Genomic DNA, 16,535 nt, shown 5'->3' with positions numbered 1-16,535 from the left:
AGAGCGGAACCAATATCAGCCGTTACCGCAGCAACGGATATGTACACCCCCCCCACCCAACCAAACAATCAAAGCGTCATAGCCGCCAACCACCCAAACGCCAACAACGGAATGTTGTAATGCAAAAACGTCGGCACCACCGTGTCCCAGATATGGTGATGCTGCCCGTCAATATTCAGCCCGGAAGTCGGCCCCAGCGTCGAATCCGAAGCCGGCGACCCCGCATCCCCCAGCGCCCCCGCCGTACCCACGATGCACACAATAGCCAGCGGACTAAACCCCAACTGCACACACAACGGCACAAAAATCGCCGCAAGAATCGGCACCGTCGAAAACGACGACCCAATCCCCATAGTCACCAACAACCCCACCAACAACATCAACAACGCGCCCACGCCACGGCTATGCCCGATAAACGCCGCCGACGTTTCCACCAATGAGCGCACGTCGCCAGTGGCCTTGAGCACCTCGGCAAAACCCGACGAAGCGATCATGATGAAACCAATCATCGCCATCATCTTCATGCCCTCGGTGAACAGGTCATCCGTCTCCCGCCAGCGCACAATCCCCGACACCGAAAAGATCAAAAACCCGGCCAAGGCGCCGATGATCATCGAATCCAGCCACAGCTGAATGATGAACGCCGAGGCAATCGCCACACCCGCCACCAGCAAGGTCAGCGGGTTGTACTGCACCGCCACCTGCTCGACCCGTTCGATTTTCTCCAGGTCATACACACGCTTTTTGCGGTAGCTGACAAACACCGCCACCAGCAAGCCGACCACCATGCCCAGTGCGGGCAAACCCATGGCATGAGTAACGTTGACCTGGCTGATGTCCACGCCGCTCTTGGCCACGTTGGCCAGCAGGATCTGGTTAAGGAAAATATTGCCGAAACCCACCGGCAGGAACATATAAGGCGTGATCAGGCCGAACGTCATCACGCAGGCAATCAAACGGCGGTCCAGTTGCAGCTTGGTCAGCACATACAACAGCGGCGGCACCAGCAACGGGATAAACGCAATGTGGATCGGCAGGATGTTCTGCGAGGCAATCGCCACTACCCAAAGAAGGCCGATCAGCAGCCATTTGACATGACTGCCGCCGGTGGCTTCCTGGCGATCCACCAGCATCAGCGCCTTGTCGGCCAACGCGTGGGCCAGGCCGGATTTGGCAATTGCCACCGCGAAAGCGCCGAGCAAGGCGTAGGACAACGCCACCGTCGCGCCGCCACCCAAACCGCCGTTGAAGGCTTTGAGCGTAGCCTCGATCCCCAGGCCACCGGTCAGGCCACCCACCAGGGCGCCGACAATAATGGCGATGACCACATGCACGCGGGACAGGCTGAGCACCAGCATGGTGCCGACCGCGGCGATGACTGCGTTAATCATGGTTACCTCAAGCAAAAACATAAAAACAGGCATGCCCGCGCCCCGGCGGCCACGTGGGCTGCCGGCGTGCAGGCTGGAAGGAGGTCTTATTAGAGGGCGCGCACTGTGCCGCAGGCGGGGCGGCATGTCAAAAAACCTGTGGCGAGGGAGCTTGCTCCCGTTCGACAGCGCAGCTGGAGTCGGCTTTTTGGGGCCGCTACGCACTCCAACGCGAGCAAGCTCGCTCGCCACAACAAGCCCACTCACCCTAAGACCAGATTTAAATTGAACGTTTGAATAAAGAAAAATCAAACAAAGCCGATAACCTGATTCTCTGTGTTTTCAGGTTAAGGATGCCCCTCGATGTCCGTCAGACAGCTCTCCATTCAATGGAAAATCACCCTGCTCGCCGGCCTGTGCCTGCTGGGGATCGTGACCCTGCTGGTGGGTCTGTCGTTGTACCGGATGGAACAGAGTTCGCAGCAGGTCAAGGCGTCCAGCATGCAGATGCTCGATGAAGCCGCCCAGTCGCGCATCGAGGCTCAGGGTGAAGTGCAGGCGCTGGGCATTCGCCAGCAATTCATGGACGCCTACCAATACGGCCACGGTTTTTCCCGCCAGGTGCTGTTTTTGCGTGAGCAGGCGGAAAAACGCTTCCTTGATGCCTTCGACACTCGAGAAGACCTGACCCGCCAGGTCAAGGCCGCTCTGCAGGCCAACCCTGACCTGCTGGGTTTGTCGCTGGTGTTCGAAGCCAATGCACTGGACGGAAAGGATGAGTTGTTCGCCAACCAAGCCGAGTTGGGCAGCAACGCCAAGGGCCGTTTCGCGTTGTACTGGTCGCAGCCGACACCCGGCAAACTGACCGCCATGGCGCTGCCCGAAAGCGACATGGCCGACGTCAGCATCGGCCCCAGCGGGGAAAAGGCCAACGCGTGGTTCACCTGCCCGCGCACCACCCTGAAGCCCTGCGTGATCGAACCCTATTTCTACGTCATCGACGGGCAAAACGTGCTGATGACCAGCATCGTGTTCCCGCTGACGGTCAATGGCAAAGTCATCGCCTCGCTGTCGGTGGACATCAACCTCAACAGCCTGCAGGCCGTGAGCCAACAGGCAAGTCGCAAGCTGTATGAAGGCCAGACCCAAGTCAGCATCCTGAGCCCGACCGGTGTGCTGGCCGGCTACAGCCCGGACGCCAGCAAGCTCAGCCAACGCCTGGATCAAGTCGATAGCGCCAGTGGTGCGCAATTGATCAGCTCCTTGGCGAACGGCACCCAGACCCGCAGCCTGCGTAATGATCATCAACTCAAGGTGCTCGCGCCGTTCACACCGATCCCGAATGGCAAGCCGTGGGGCGTGTTGCTGGATGTACCGGAAAAGGTTCTGGTCGCCCCCGCCGAGGCGTTGAAAGCCACGCTGGACGCCGACAATACCAAGGGCACCGTGCTGGAACTGAGCCTGGGTTTGCTGGCCGCTGTGGTCGGTTTGATGCTGGTGTGGCTGATGGCACGCAGCGTAACCCGCCCGATTCTCGGCGTGGCCCGCATGCTGGAAGACATCGCCAGTGGCGAAGGCGACCTCACCCGGCGCCTGGCCTACGATAAAAAGGATGAATTGGGCCAACTGGCCGGCTGGTTCAACCGCTTCCTCGACAAGCTGCAACCGATCATTGCCGAGGTCAAACGCTCGGTGCAGGATGCCCGTGGCACCGCCGACCAATCCGCCGCAATTGCGACTGAAACCAGCGCGGGCATGGAGCAGCAATACCGCCAGGTCGATCAGGTGGCCACCGCGTCCCATGAAATGAGCGCCACCGCCCAAGACGTCGCCCGCAGCGCCGCCCAAGCCGCGCAGGCTGCCCGCGATGCCGACAAAGCCACCCGCGAAGGCTTGACCGTGATCGACCGCACCACCACCAACATCGGGCACTTGGCGGCAGATATGAGCACCGCCATGGCCCAGGTCGAAGGCTTGGCGGCCAACAGCGAGAAAATCGGTTCGGTACTGGAAGTGATTCGCGGCATCGCTGAACAGACCAACCTGTTGGCGCTCAACGCCGCCATCGAAGCCGCCCGCGCCGGTGAGGCCGGCCGTGGCTTTGCGGTGGTGGCCGACGAAGTGCGCAACCTGGCGCGGCGCACCCAGGAATCGGTAGAAGAAACCCGCCTGGTGATTGAGCACTTGCAGAGCGGCACTGAGGAGGTGGTGGGTTCCATGGGCAACAGCTATCGCCAGGCCCAGGGCAGCGTCGAACAAGTCGGACAGGCGGTGACCGCCCTGCGCCAGATTGGCGATGCGGTCACGGTGATCAGCGACATGAACCTGCAAATCGCCAGTGCTGCCGAAGAGCAAAGCGCTGTGGCCGAGGAGATCAACAGCAACGTGGCGACGATTCGGGATGTGACCGAATCGCTGTCGGAGCAGGCGAATGAGTCGGCACGGGTAAGCCAGGCGTTGAACAGCCTGGCGAATCAGCAGCAGGGATTGATGGATCAGTTCAGGGTTTGATGCTGTGGGAAATAGACTGTGGGAGCTGGCTTGCCTGCGATAGCATCACCGCGGTGAGCCTGATACACCAAGGTGCATGCATCGCAGGCAAGCCAGCTCCCACACAAGCCTGCGCCCACAGCTTGCTCGGTGTCAGCGTTTGGGCAGCTCTATCAACGCCTTAAGCCCACCCAGCTCACTCTCCTGCAACTGCAACACCCCGCCCCACACCTCGACGATATCCCGCACGATGCCCAGGCCCAAGCCATGGCCGGCAATCTGCTCATCCAGCCGTGTGCCCCGGCTGAACACCTGGGCGCGCTGGGTTTCGGGGATGCCGGGGCCATCGTCCTCGACGGTGAGCAAGTAGCTGTGTGGTGTTTCGCTGATGCTCACGCGTATGTCGGCATCGGCCCATTTGCAGGCGTTGTCCAGCAGGTTGCCCAACAGCTCCAGCAAATCCTCACGGTCCCAGGGCAATTGCAGGCCGGGGGTGACGTGGTAGCTCAGGTCCAGGTGTTCACCGTGGATCATGTTCAAAGTGGCCAGCAGGCCGGGCAGTTCTTTTTCACAATCAAACAGTGCACCTGGCAAGGTTTCACCCGCCAGACGGGCACGATTGAGCTCGCGGTTGAGGCGCTGTTGCACCTGTTCCAGGTGATCACGCAACAATTTGCTCAGTTCAGGATGGTCCTTGAGCTGTTCACTGGACGCCACGCTCAGCAGCACCGCCAGCGGCGTTTTCAACGCATGGCCCAGGTTACCCAACGCATTGCGCGAGCGTTTGAGGCTGTCTTCGGTATGGGCCAGCAGGTGGTTGATCTGCGCCACCAGCGGCTCCAGCTCCAGCGGCACCTGGGTATCGAGCTGAGAGCGCTGGCCCTGTTGTAATTGGGCGATCTGATTGCGTGCGGTTTCCAGCGGGCGCAAGGCGCGGCGTACGGTGACCCGTTGCAGGATCAGCACCAGCAGCAGCGCCGCCAGCCCGAGAATCAGCCCGATCTGACGCATCAGACGGAAACTTTCCCGCACCGGGGTGTAGTCCTGGGCCACGCTGATGGAAATCGATTGGCCGAAGCGCTTGTAGTCCTCACGCAATACCAATAACTGCTGCCCCTCCGGCCCCAGCTGCAAATTACCCTTGATCCCGGCCTCGGGCAGGCGCGGCAGATCCTGGTCCCATAACGATCGGGACCGCCAGTGTTTATCGGCAAAATCAATCCGGAAATAGTGCCCGGAAAACGGCCGCTGATAGGCCGGCGACAAACGCTTCTCGTGCAGCTGCAAACCCTCGGGGCCACGGACCAATGCCACCAACAGGTTCTCGCTGTCGTTGCGCAAACCTGCTTCCAGATAGCGCTGCAAACCGGCCTCGAACAACCACAAGCTGGTTTGCGCCAACACCACGCCGACGATCACCATCACGCTGATCAGCCCCAGGCTCAGGCGCCGCTGAATGGACCTCATGCAGGGCCTGCGCCAAACCGGTAACCCTGGCCGCGCCGGGTTTCAATCACCTCGCGGCCCAACTTGCGGCGCAAGTGGTTGACGTGCACTTCCAGTACGTTGGAGTCGCGTTCGGTCTCGCCGTCATAGAGATGCTCGGCCAGGTGGCTTTTCGACAGGATCTGTTCGGGGTGCAGCATGAAATAACGCAGCAGGCGGAATTCGGCGGCGGTCAGCTGGATCTCCGCGCCATCGCGCAACACGCACTGGCGCCCTTCGTCCAGGTGCAGGCCGGCGGCTTGTAACGTGGGTTGGTTGGCGTGGCCATGGGAGCGGCGCAGCAGCGCCTGAATGCGCAGGTGCAATTCTTCGGGGTGGAAAGGTTTGCTCAAGTAATCATCGGCGCCGGCCTTGAGCCCTTCAATGCGTTCCGCCCAGGAATCACGGGCAGTGAGGACCAGCACCGGGGTGGCCAGGGAAGCGGCGCGCCATTGCGCCAGCACGTCCAGCCCCGGCAAACCGGGCAGGCCCAGGTCGAGGATGATCAGGTCGTAAGGTTCGCTGCGCCCTTGATACGCGGCGTCACGCCCATCGGCGAGCCAGTCGACAGCGTAGCCCTGGCGCTGCAGGCCAGCCAACAGCTCGTCGGCCAGCGGTACGTTGTCTTCCACCAGAAGCAGGCGCATCAGTCGTCTTCCTTATCTTTGAGCAACACACCGGTTGTAGCATCCAGTTTGATTTCGCGCACCACGCCCTCAGTGGTCACCAGCTCCACTTCATACGCATATTGGCCGTGCTTTTTTTCAAGCTCCGCTTCCAACAGCCGAGAACCGGGGTAGCGTGCCATGGCTTGTTGCAACAGTTGCTCCAGCGGCAGGATTACCCCCTGCTCGCGCAATGCCAAGGCTTCATCCTGGTTAAGGTCGCGGGCCGCCAGGCTAGAGCAAAAGGCCAGGAGCACCAGCACCATCACAGCGCTGGCGCGTCGATATACCGTCATTACGTATCCTGATGATTCTTGAGGACGTGCCCGGTGAGCGCGTCCAATTCGACTTCCCACTCGATGCCGTCGGCATCTTCCAGTTCGACTTGATACAGGTATTGGCCGTAGGCCTCATCCAGGTCAGTGTCCTGCAAGGACGAACCGGGATGCAGGGCCAGGGCAGTGGCATCCAGTTGATCGAAAGCAACAATTGTAACAGTGCCGGGTAATTTCAGCGGCTTGTCGGGGTCCACTGCTCGTGCCTGCGCCGCTATGGAGGCGATGATACCGGCGGCGACCAGCGCTGTGAGGCGCTTCATGGCAAGTCTCCGTTTCAGAATGTTTTTCCTACGCCAGCCACGGTAACCGTCGCAACTTAACTGAAACTGAATTGCCACCATGGCAATTTCCAGAGTCTTCGTTACCTAACGCTGTACGAGTTTTCCTATAATGCCCCGCTCGCTTTCACTGAGACCGGTATGACAGCCATCCACATCACGTTTCCCGCGCTGACGCTCAAGGCCGGCAAACGCGCCTTCGCGCGCATTCGAGAGCAAGGCCTCAAACCGGCCGACGTGGGCATCCTTCCCGGCGCTGCCGGCGGCCCCAAGGCGCTGGGTATTCAGGGCCTGGACCTGGCGCTGTTCGGCGACTGGCTGCCGCGCGCGCGCCGTGAACGCGCGCTGATCGGCGCGTCCATTGGCTCCTGGCGGTTTGCCAGCGCCTGCCTGCCCGACCCGATGCAAGGCCTGCTGGACCTCGGTCGCTTGTACAACGAACAGCGCTTTGCCAAAGGCGTGACCATGGCCGAGGTCAGTCAAAGCTGCCAGCGCATGCTCGACGACCTGCTGGCCGGCCGCGATGCGCGGGTGCTGGACAACCCCGACTATCGCCTGAACATCATGGTCGTTAAAAGCCATGGCCTGCTCGCCGAAGACCATCGCGGTCGGCTGGGGCTGGGCCTGTCGTCAGTGATTGCCGACAACCTGCGGGGACGTGCGCGGCTGGCGCGGCATTTTGAACGGCTGATCGTCCACGACCCGCGCCAGCCGCCGCCGGTGCATCCGCTGACAGACTTTCCCTCGCGCTTTCTCGATCTGGAACTGGGCAACCTGCGCCAGGCGCTGCTGGCCTCGGGCTCGATCCCCATGGTGATGCAAGGCGTTCGCGACCTGCCGGGCGCCGGGGCCGGCACCTACCGCGACGGCGGCCTGTTGGACTACCACCTCGACCTGCCCTACCACGGCGATGACATCGTGCTGTACCCGCACTTCACCGACAAGGTCATCCCCGGCTGGTTCGACAAGGGGCTGCCGTGGCGGCGCAGCAATCCGCAAGGCTTACAGGACGTGTTATTGCTGGCGCCCTCCAGGGACTATTTGGCACGCCTGCCCCATGGCAAATTGCCAGACCGCAGCGACTTCAAACGTTTTATGGGCGATGACCCCAGCCGCAACAAGTACTGGCAAACCGCAATGAGCGAGAGCCAGCGCTTGGGCGATGAGTTCCTGCGGATGGCGGATAACGGTCAATTGGGCGAACACTTGCAGGCGCTATGACTGAGCGGTATGCGCGGCGAGGGATCAAGCTGTTAAACTCGCCGCCTGCCAGACACCTGACCGAGCTGAAAACACTGTGGAAATCTTCAAGGAATTTACATTCGAATCCGCCCACCGCCTGCCCCACGTACCGGAAGGCCATAAATGCGGGCGCCTGCATGGGCATTCGTTCAAGGTGGCCATCCACCTGAGCGGCGACCTGGATCCCCATACCGGCTGGATTCGCGACTTCTCGGAGATCAAGGCGATTTTCAAGCCGCTGTATGAGCGCCTCGACCACAACTACCTCAACGACATTCCCGGCCTGGAAAACCCGACCAGCGAAGTGCTGGCCAAGTGGATCTGGAATGAGCTCAAACCCCTGCTGCCGGAACTCAGTGCCATCCGCATTCATGAGACCTGCACCAGCGGTTGCATCTATCGCGGTGAGTGATCCCGCGCGCTGAAAAAAACCACCCTTGCGGTGGTTTTTTTATGCCCGGCTCACTTACAGTCGTGACTCCCGGCCCCAAGAGCGCTCCGCAATGTCTACTCCGATACGCCTGGCGACTGTCGGCGACGTCGCCTCGATTGAGGCCATCGTCAAGGCGGCTTACTCGCCTTATATAGAACGCATCGGTCGCAAGCCTGGGCCGATGCTGGAAGACTATGGCCAGCTCGTCGAAGCAGGCGCAGTGCACGTGTTCGACAAGGACGGGCAGGTGCAAGGCTTTATTGCGTTGTTGAGCACCGTCGACATGTTTTTGCTGGATAACCTTGCCGTCGCGCCTGCCGCCCAAGGCCAGGGGGTCGGGCGGCGGTTGATGGCCTTTGGTGAACAACAAGCCATCGACGCAGGCTACCCCGCCATCCACCTGTACACCAACGAAGCCATGACGGAGAACATCACGCTGTACACCCGCCGAGGTTACGTAGAAACCCATCGCGCCGAAGAACATGGCCTGCGCCGTGTGTACATGAGCAAGCGCCTTCAGGACTGACCATGGAAAATATCTGGCTGGCCCAGGCCAAGCGCTTGCAAGCGCTGGCCTCCACCGGGCTGCATTTTTGCACTGATGATTTCGAGCGCGAGCGCCTTGAGGAAATTGCCGAGATTGCCCACAGCATGCTCGCGCAACTGGCGGATGTGCCGCTGGAGCGCATCACGGGACTGGTGACGGACTTTGCCAAGCGCTATTCGACACCGATGATCGACGTGCGCGGCGCCGTGATTGAGGGCGACCGCATTCTGTTGGTGCGCGAGTTGACCGATGGCTGCTGGGCACTGCCGGGCGGTTATGCCGATATAGGCTTGTCGGCGGCGGAAAACATCATCAAGGAGATCCGTGAGGAAGCCGGGCTGACCGTGATGGTACGCGCGCTGTATAGCGTTACTCACAAGGCCAAGGGTTTGTATCGCCCGGATGTGCGGGACTTCTACAAGCTGTACTTTCTGTGTGAGCGCGTGGACCAAATCGCACCGATGGCGGGGTTTGAGACGACCGAAGTGGGCTTTTTCAGCCTGGATGACCTGCCGCCACTGTCCCGTGGACGTACCATCGAAAGTGACCTGGAGGCTGCGTTTGCCTTTCATCGCGGCGAAACCACCCAGACGCAGTTCGATTGATCCAAAATCAACGCCTGATTGCTTTTTGCCCAAGAGGAACTTGCCCATGCATATCATCAACGCCCGCCTGCGCAACCGTGAAGGCCTGCATGATTTGCACCTGGAACACGGCCGGATTGCCAGCATTACGCTGCAAACAGGGACGCCGACATTAGCGGCGGGCGACCTGGACGCCACCAGCAACCTGGTAACCCCGCCCTTCGTCGAGCCGCACATCCACCTCGACGCTACCCTCACCGCCGGCGAACCACGCTGGAACATGAGCGGCACCTTGTTCGAAGGCATTGAGTGCTGGGGCGAACGTAAAGCCACCATCACCGCCGAAGACACCAAGGCCCGCGCCAGGAAAACCATACAAGCCCTGGCCGCCCATGGCATCCAGCACGTGCGCACCCACGTCGACGTCACCGACCCGGACCTCACGGCCCTTAAAGCCATGTTGGAGGTGCGCGAACAAACCACGCACCTGATCGACCTGCAAATCGTCGCCTTCCCCCAGGAAGGCATTGAGTCCTACCGCAATGGCCGTGAGTTGATGGAAGAAGCCATTCGCCTGGGCGCCGATGTGATCGGCGGCATCCCTCATTTCGAGTACACCCGCGACCAGGGCGTGAGTTCGGTCAAGTTCCTCATGGATCTGGCCGAGCGCACCGGTTGCCTGGTGGATGTGCACTGCGACGAAACCGACGATCCACACTCGCGCTTTCTCGAGGTCCTCGCCGAAGAAGCCCGCAGCCGTCACATGGGCGCGCGCGTCACCGCCAGCCACACCACGGCCATGGGTTCTTACGACAATGCCTACTGCGCCAAGCTCTTTCGCCTGCTCGGGCATTCTGGCATCAGCTTTGTCTCGTGCCCCACCGAAAGCATTCACCTGCAAGGTCGTTTCGACAGTTTCCCGAAACGTCGCGGCGTAACCCGCGTCAATGAGTTGCTCGAAGCAGGCATGAACGTGTGCTTCGGCCAGGATTCTATCGTGGATCCCTGGTACCCCTTGGGCAACGGCAACATCCTGCGCGTACTCGAAGCCGGCCTGCACATCTGCCACATGCTGGGCTACCGCAACTTGCAAAACGCCCTGGACCTGGTCACTGATAACAGTGCCAAAGCCATGGCCCTGGGTGACAGGTATGGCCTGGAGCCTGGCCGCCCAGCCAATCTGTTGATCTTGTCGGCAGACAGCGACTACGAAGTGGTCCGTAGCCAAGGCCTGCCGCTGTACTCGATCCGCAATGGCAAGGTGCTGATGAAACGCCAACCGGCCCAAGTGGAGTTTTTGTAAAGGGCGCGGCTAAACAATCGAGTCAATGTCCAGTGGCTGCACCCGGCCCCAGTCGCTGGGAGACGGCGGCGGAACACTTGCGACTTGCGATAACTCGCGGTTTTCACGGTGGCTGAACCAGCGTTTGAGGCTGGGTTGCAGCTGTGTGGAATGTGTGTGACTGCCGTACACATCGCGTGCCTCCAGACGGCGCCAGCGCAGGGTTCCAAGGCGCTGGCGACTGGTGCGCAATCGGTCGATTTCGGCAGTCAACGCCTGATTGTGTTCGTGTGGACTGTCGCGCTGGTTGGGTGGTCGACGGCGCTCAAGCTCACGGTTCGTGTCGCGCAGTTGTTGCGTCATGGTTTCAAGCGCGCGGTCGATCAACTCGAACTCTCGGGGCGTGACCAGCGGCCCCTGGTTGTCCACCGTTTGCTGCCAGCGTCGCAAGGTTGCCCACGCCGCCGGGATGTAGCTGGCCGTCATGAAGTGCTCGCTGGCCTGAAACAGCTGTTTCAACAGATTGTCGCGGTCGGGCATATCACCCCGCAGTTGCACAGCGCGATTGCAACCGGCTTCCAGGAGGGATTCGCAGCCGGGCTTCCACAGCACCGAGGACCGGACGCCGTCCGGGAGTTTGATTGGCATGAAGTGCTGTTGTTCGCCGTGATGCTGGTAAGGGTTGCCCCCGACACGCACCAGCCCGGAGGCAAACAACAGGCCACCGGGCCCCGGAGCACTGAAAAGCATCACGGCGCCAGGCACCCAGAGCTTGGCAGTGGTGTTCATCCAGGTGGCGGGCACGCTGGGGACGGGGTCGTTGTGATTGACGATGCGGTGGTGGACAAGGGATGAAGCGCCTTCGGTGAATTCGGCGTCGGCGGCGCGGGGGGCGCCGTAGGTGTAGAGGAGGATGTTGTAGTTACGGTCAGGCGTTCGGCGAAGTCCTTCAGCCAAAAGCAAAGCGATTGCACCGCCAAGGCTGTGCCCGCAAATGACTATTCGTTGGCCGCTATGGAATTGATTGAGGTAATTCAGCACGAATTTGTGCATTGCTCGGTAGGCCAGATAAAAACCCTCATGTGCCCGCCCTACACCTTCAGCAAAATCCACCTGATGAGCATTTGCGTCGCGCAAGATATCGGCACGACTGACCGTGCCTCGCACAGAGATCAGGATGACTTCATCATGGTGAGTGATGAATGCCTGAGTGTCAGTACCCAACTTTTCATCATCGAAGAAATGCAGGCGCGCTGGATGTTCTTGCTGTTTCTTCGGTTGCAACCGATTAGGGGGATACAATTCCGGATCGAAGGGCAAGATCTCGAAACGTCGAGAGTATGGGACCTCTTCGTACAATGGATAGAAGCGCTGCGTTTGTTCGGGATCAATTTGCCAGGCATCCTGAAACCCTGACAATTTTTCAGCAAACAGATTTCCAACCGTAGGCGCCAGTGGAAACGTCACTTGATCAGTCGGTTTTTCGGGCGGTTGCTGGCCAAAATCACAGTAACTCAGGGCTGACATCAGGGCTAACTGGTACAGGTTCAAGGCGCAAAACTGGTCGTCAGTGGACAGTATCGGGCGCAGGGCGCGTAAAGGCCGTACTTCCAATACGCTATGTTGATTGGGAAATAACACGACACCCGTCAGGCTGGGTTGAGGAGGACCGAATCCCAGGTCGGCCATCATTTTCAAGGCATGCCGTTGAGGGCCATGGGCTCTGGGAAACTGCGGCGGCAGGTGTGCCACATGACGGACCAGATCCCGTACTTCAACTTGATAAAACCGGTCTGCTTGTGACTGTGCAGGGTTGCCTTCAATACGCCGGCCATCTTCAGCACAGAACCTGGTTTTCTCGGCTCGAACTTGAAGCTCGGTAATCGGCAGCTTATATGTTTGCCGAATCCGCAAACGGCTATACGGCTCCTCCGCTCCGGAATACAGCCGGTCCACCTTAAGAACTACCGGACCGCAGTAAAACCCTTGCAGCTTGGCGAACCCATCCCCGTTCAGTCTACCGTCGTACTGACGTCCCGTACTGTCATGGACAGTGTACGGGAGGCCACCATAGGCCTTGCCACTGCCAGTTTCATCAACAAGGCAAAAACTCACCCAATGCCCTTTCAGCGCACACGCAGGCATGCTTTCACTGAAAAAAGGTTGCTTCCAAGCATCTTGCTTCATGAGTTCGCTCCTTATTATTTGCACGTTGGATAAACGTCACAAATGCGCCCATCCGGCATTTTTATCGGTTTGAAATCTGTTGTATTGCCCCTGCAGTACGCAGACAAATCTTCAAAACTATTGCCTCGACAACGTTTCCAACCGCCCGGGACAGCGAACCAACTGTCGTCAAAAGCAGGTAGCTCCTCGTCAATAACCCTCAATACCAATCTGAGTTTGTTCCCCTTCAATTGATCTCGTTGGGCACCACCACCGGCTTTATATTTTTCCGGCACCCCCTGCTCGTCCAACGAATTGCACCCCAACAGTTTGGTGATCGCATGTGAGCGTCCCACAGTGCGGAAAAACCATCGGCATTGCCCTTGAAACTCCTGAACGCCGGACTCTGGCATCACGGGGAAATCATCCGGCAAACGATCTTGAATACCGATGCTGGCTCGATCCCCCCCAATGTCCGAGTAACGCTTGCCCCACATCGCATAAAACTCAAACTCCACACTGCTCAGTACCGAAGGGCACCCCTCAATGGTTTCACTTAACGGCAGCTCGTAACTCACCCGGTTGGGCACAGGGTTGAACTCGGTAAAAAACAACTTCCTCTCGGGTCTCTTGCCTCGACGCGCCGGCAAGGTGCAGGTCTCACCCGTGGCGGGCTCGTAGTTGGCCGCCGTTTTAAGCTCGAAATGCGCCGGTAAATCCACCTCCAGCGTAAAGCGGTCAACCGGCTGTAACGAGCACCCCGAAAGCCATCCCACCCCCAGCACAATCAACACCCCAAGCATTCGCTTGCTCATGCTTGCCCCCTGTTCTGTTCCACCACGCGTTCAAAATGATCCATCGGCGTTTCGCCAGGTATCGGCTGCCACTGAATCACGCTGCTTCGTGTCGCCTCCTCCAGCCGGCGCACCACGAGAAACTCCAGCTGCTGCGCCCCACTCCATTGCCACACACGGGCCTGTTCCAGTACCTGACTCAGCCAGATCCGGGGGTCTTGAAACTCGACCAGCGCGGCGAGGCTCTCGCTGTGTTCGGTCAGCAGAAACCGCAGGATGTTGGCGTTGAGGATGGCCGCAGCGTGGGGGTTGGGGGTACTCAGCCAGGGCGCAGGAACAGGCACCGGATACTCGCCGGGAGCAGGGTTATCACCCTGGCACCAGCGGTCTTCACTCCAGTAGCACACACTGATCAGCGGCCCGAGGAACGGCGGCCAATGCTCGTTCGGCAGATGGGCCAACGCCCGCGCGAACGTGCGGTTATCGTGGAAGCGATAGACGGCTTGGCTGCCCGCTGGCCCGACCAATAGTCGCTCGCGCCAGTGTCGGGCTACGCCTGCCAGATCGTCGTCGGGCAAGCTGCCCAACCAGCCCCAGTTCGACTGCGGGTATTGCAGCAGATCGGCCAGTGCTGCCTCGCCCACCTGGTCCAGCAGCAGGATCACCGGGCCAGCGGTCGCCAGTTCGGCCAGGGCGGTTTCATTGTAAAAACTGCAGTGCTGTGACAGTGAGCGGACGGCCAACAACGCCTCGCGCGCGTCTTGGTGACCATCGATGATCAAACACAATCGGCGCCCTGCTTGCTGCTGTCGGGTCATCCAGCGGTCTGGCATGCGTTCCATCAAGCCGCCCTCCCGGTGAGGTCACACAGGCCTTCGCGACATTGCTCGCACACCGGGCAAAAATCGGCGTCCAACTGCCGGGCGGCGGCCATGAGGGCACCCTGCGCGGCAGACACCGTGGGGCGGTCCGCCAGGGAAGAGGGGTTCACCGACCGGGTAGCTGGCGCTGATCCTCCGACGAGGATGGGCCTGCTACTGAAGATGGCACCCGCCTGTATCAGCAGGTGCTCGCCACCCGCCTTGAGACTCAGTTGCGCCCCCCCGTCGATCACCAGGCTGGCGCCAGCCTTGAGGACGACGTGTTGCCCAGCCTCAATGACCAGTGACTTGCCAACAATGGTCTGGCTATCACCTTGCACAGTCAGGTGATCGCTCGCGTTGAGCACGACCTTGCGATCACCCTTCACGTAACGGTGTTCCTCGCCTGCCAGATGAATCGTGCTCAAACCATGGATGACTTCACGGCGCTCGCCGGCCACTTCCAGTCGGCTGTCGTGACCCACCTGTTGCTCCAGGTCACGCTGGGCGCGCAGGTAGATGAGCTCTTCGCCGCGGCGGTCTTCAAGGTGCAACTCATTGGCGCCTGCGCCACCCGGCGAACTGCGGCTGCGCAATACACTGCGCGTCTTGTGTTGCGGCAGCGGATAAGCAGGCATCTGCAATGCATTGGGCAGGCAGCCCGTGATCAACGGCCGGTCGGGGTCGCCCTCCAGGAAGGTCACCAGTACCTCCATGCCTACTCGCGGAATCAGCATGGCGCCAAAGCCATCGCCCGCCCAACCGGACGCGACCCGCACCCAGCAACTGCTTTTATCATCGGTGATGTCCAGGCGATCCCAATGAAAACGCACCTTCACCCGGCCATAGGCATCGCAATGCACCTCCTCACCTGCCGGCCCCGTTACGGTGGCGGTCTGCGTGCCGTTGATTGTCGGCTTGGGGTGCTTGAGAGACGGCCGATACACGGCGCGCCAAGGCGTTGCGGTAAACCGGTTGCGATATCCCTGGAACTTAACCTCTTCAACCACCGACTCCTCCAGCACCTGCGGCTGATACCCTTCATGACGCACTGAGGTAATCAACCACAGGTCATTGCAGACCGGGTCAGGATGATCCTGCAGCTCGAGGAAATGACCACCGCTCAGCGCCGGCTGGTCGCTCTTGCCCAAGGCTCGATAACGGTCGCACTGATGGCGTTCGACACTGCGGCGCGCCAGCTGCCGGCCCCGTGCCCGGTCGGTAAAACCCGCTGGATAGCGGTAATCTTCAAGGCCGTGTGCCGCTGCGCTGCCAGCCTGTTCGTGCAGGCGCAGCGAAGGGTGCTCGAAGTCGTGATCACGGCGTACCGTCTGCTGGCTGCGGGTTTCCAGGCGCACATCAAAACGCCGTATCACTCGCGCCTGAATTCCCGGATCACCCGCCGAGCAGTAACGTTGCGAAGGCAAGCGCCGGAACACCGTCTGGTCATCACCAAACACCAGCAGATGATTGTTCGTGCTGTGGCGAAAGTGATAGTGGATACCCTCCTCTTCACACAATCGCTGGATGAAGTGCAGGTCGGTTTCCGCGTACTGCACACAGAATGTGCGCGGCGGATAAACCACAGGGCCGAGCTCGAAGGCATAGGCATCGGCAAGAATGCCGTGGTGTTCCAGGACCTCGGCGATGATCTGCGGCACACTGCGGTGCTGGAAAATTCGCTGGTCGCACCGGTGAGCAAGGCACGCAAGGCGGGGTGCCAGCGTGAGGTGATATCGGGTGAGCCGGGCGCTTGGCTCATCCCGGCCAATCGCGTAAACCTGACCGTGCAGCCCTGTATTGGCGTCGCCGAAGTCCAGATAGGCAGGCTGATGAAGCAGTGCTTCCAACGCCAGGGATGGGTTTTCGCTGACTAACTGCAGTTGAATGAAATAAGGCTGATCAAGCACTTCGCTGCCTTTGAAAGCCAGCACCTTAAAGTCATCCGTTACGGTTTTAAGAACCAACTTAAAACGCGACAAAACATACCCGTCAACCATC

14 protein-coding genes and 2 pseudogenes are annotated in these 16,535 nt (G+C 60.1%); 7 read left to right on the top strand and 9 right to left on the bottom strand.

Features of this window, described 5'->3' with window-relative positions:
* Nucleotides 1-68: 68 nt before the first annotated feature.
* On the bottom strand, nt 69-1,388 hold the full coding sequence (locus BFW87_RS21690; RefSeq protein WP_176159800.1) for a Na+/H+ antiporter family protein: 1,320 nt from the start codon (nt 1,386-1,388) through the stop codon (nt 69-71).
* A 345-nt stretch (nt 1,389-1,733) separates the two neighbouring features.
* On the opposite strand from BFW87_RS21690, the pseudogene BFW87_RS32650 reads away from it, so the two are divergent.
* Together BFW87_RS32650 and BFW87_RS32645 are read left to right on the top strand one after the other, a co-directional pair.
* Nucleotides 1,734-3,023: pseudogene (locus BFW87_RS32650) on the top strand (HAMP domain-containing protein); the annotation flags it as partial.
* A 348-nt stretch (nt 3,024-3,371) separates the two neighbouring features.
* Nucleotides 3,372-3,881 (top strand): annotated as a pseudogene (locus tag BFW87_RS32645) (methyl-accepting chemotaxis protein); the annotation flags it as partial.
* 132 nt (nt 3,882-4,013) lie between these two features.
* Here BFW87_RS32645 and BFW87_RS21680 read toward each other — a convergent pair.
* Genes BFW87_RS21680 through BFW87_RS21665 form a run of 4 tightly spaced genes read right to left on the bottom strand, consistent with a single transcriptional unit; the run spans nt 4,014 to nt 6,608 of the window.
* A complete protein-coding gene (locus BFW87_RS21680; protein ID WP_078741761.1) occupies nt 4,014-5,327 on the bottom strand; it encodes a sensor histidine kinase in 1,314 nt (437 codons plus the stop codon).
* Nucleotides 5,324-5,992 (bottom strand): response regulator transcription factor, encoded by a 669-nt coding sequence (locus BFW87_RS21675; protein ID WP_078741760.1) that lies wholly within the window; start codon nt 5,990-5,992, stop codon nt 5,324-5,326. Before BFW87_RS21675 ends, BFW87_RS21680 begins: the two co-directional genes overlap by 4 nt.
* Nucleotides 5,992-6,306, bottom strand: a complete 315-nt coding sequence (locus BFW87_RS21670) for a PepSY domain-containing protein (protein WP_078741759.1) — start codon at nt 6,304-6,306, stop codon at nt 5,992-5,994. Before BFW87_RS21670 ends, BFW87_RS21675 begins: the two co-directional genes overlap by 1 nt.
* Nucleotides 6,306-6,608, bottom strand: a complete 303-nt coding sequence (locus BFW87_RS21665) for a PepSY domain-containing protein (protein ID WP_078741758.1) — start codon at nt 6,606-6,608, stop codon at nt 6,306-6,308. The genes BFW87_RS21670 and BFW87_RS21665 overlap by 1 nt, the downstream gene beginning before the upstream one ends.
* A gap of 159 nt (nt 6,609-6,767) precedes the next feature.
* Here BFW87_RS21665 and BFW87_RS21660 point away from each other — a divergent pair, with 159 nt between their 5' ends.
* The 5 genes from BFW87_RS21660 to codA all read left to right on the top strand — a co-directional run bounded on the left by BFW87_RS21660 (nt 6,768) and on the right by codA (nt 10,735).
* A complete protein-coding gene (locus BFW87_RS21660) occupies nt 6,768-7,847 on the top strand; it encodes a patatin-like phospholipase family protein (RefSeq protein WP_078741757.1) in 1,080 nt (359 codons plus the stop codon).
* A 76-nt stretch (nt 7,848-7,923) separates the two neighbouring features.
* On the top strand, nt 7,924-8,280 hold the full coding sequence (gene queD / locus BFW87_RS21655) for a 6-carboxytetrahydropterin synthase QueD (protein ID WP_003190259.1): 357 nt from the start codon (nt 7,924-7,926) through the stop codon (nt 8,278-8,280).
* 91 nt (nt 8,281-8,371) lie between these two features.
* Nucleotides 8,372-8,827 (top strand): GNAT family N-acetyltransferase, encoded by a 456-nt coding sequence (locus BFW87_RS21650; protein ID WP_078741756.1) that lies wholly within the window; start codon nt 8,372-8,374, stop codon nt 8,825-8,827.
* A gap of 2 nt (nt 8,828-8,829) precedes the next feature.
* The gene (locus BFW87_RS21645) at nt 8,830-9,453 is read left to right on the top strand and encodes an NUDIX hydrolase (RefSeq protein WP_078741755.1); all 624 of its coding nucleotides are present in this window, start codon (nt 8,830-8,832) and stop codon (nt 9,451-9,453) included.
* 46 nt (nt 9,454-9,499) lie between these two features.
* Complete coding sequence (gene codA / locus BFW87_RS21640; protein ID WP_078741754.1) at nt 9,500-10,735, top strand: cytosine deaminase; 1,236 nt, start codon at nt 9,500-9,502, stop codon at nt 10,733-10,735.
* Between the two features lie 9 nt (nt 10,736-10,744).
* Here codA and BFW87_RS21635 read toward each other — a convergent pair whose 3' ends face one another.
* The 4 genes from BFW87_RS21635 to tssI are packed head-to-tail and all read right to left on the bottom strand — an operon-like array spanning nt 10,745 to nt 16,534.
* Nucleotides 10,745-12,901 carry a lipase family protein gene (locus BFW87_RS21635; protein WP_078741753.1) on the bottom strand — a complete coding sequence of 719 codons (2,157 nt, stop codon included), beginning with the start codon at nt 12,899-12,901 and terminating at the stop codon, nt 10,745-10,747.
* A gap of 14 nt (nt 12,902-12,915) precedes the next feature.
* The gene (locus tag BFW87_RS21630) at nt 12,916-13,695 is read right to left on the bottom strand and encodes a hypothetical protein (RefSeq protein WP_078741752.1); all 780 of its coding nucleotides are present in this window, start codon (nt 13,693-13,695) and stop codon (nt 12,916-12,918) included.
* Nucleotides 13,692-14,516, bottom strand: a complete 825-nt coding sequence (locus BFW87_RS21625; protein ID WP_078741751.1) for a DUF4123 domain-containing protein — start codon at nt 14,514-14,516, stop codon at nt 13,692-13,694. The genes BFW87_RS21630 and BFW87_RS21625 overlap by 4 nt, the downstream gene beginning before the upstream one ends.
* Nucleotides 14,516-16,534 (bottom strand): type VI secretion system tip protein TssI/VgrG, encoded by a 2,019-nt coding sequence (gene tssI / locus BFW87_RS21620; protein ID WP_078741750.1) that lies wholly within the window; start codon nt 16,532-16,534, stop codon nt 14,516-14,518. Before tssI ends, BFW87_RS21625 begins: the two co-directional genes overlap by 1 nt.
* Nucleotide 16,535: the final 1 nt, after the last annotated feature.

The sequence above is a fragment of the Pseudomonas fluorescens genome (genome assembly GCF_002022275.1).
In the GTDB taxonomy this organism is placed as follows: domain Bacteria; phylum Pseudomonadota; class Gammaproteobacteria; order Pseudomonadales; family Pseudomonadaceae; genus Aquipseudomonas; species Aquipseudomonas fluorescens_AJ.
Note: the sequence above shows the minus strand (reverse complement) of the source record. Positions and strands in the feature narration are given on the sequence as shown.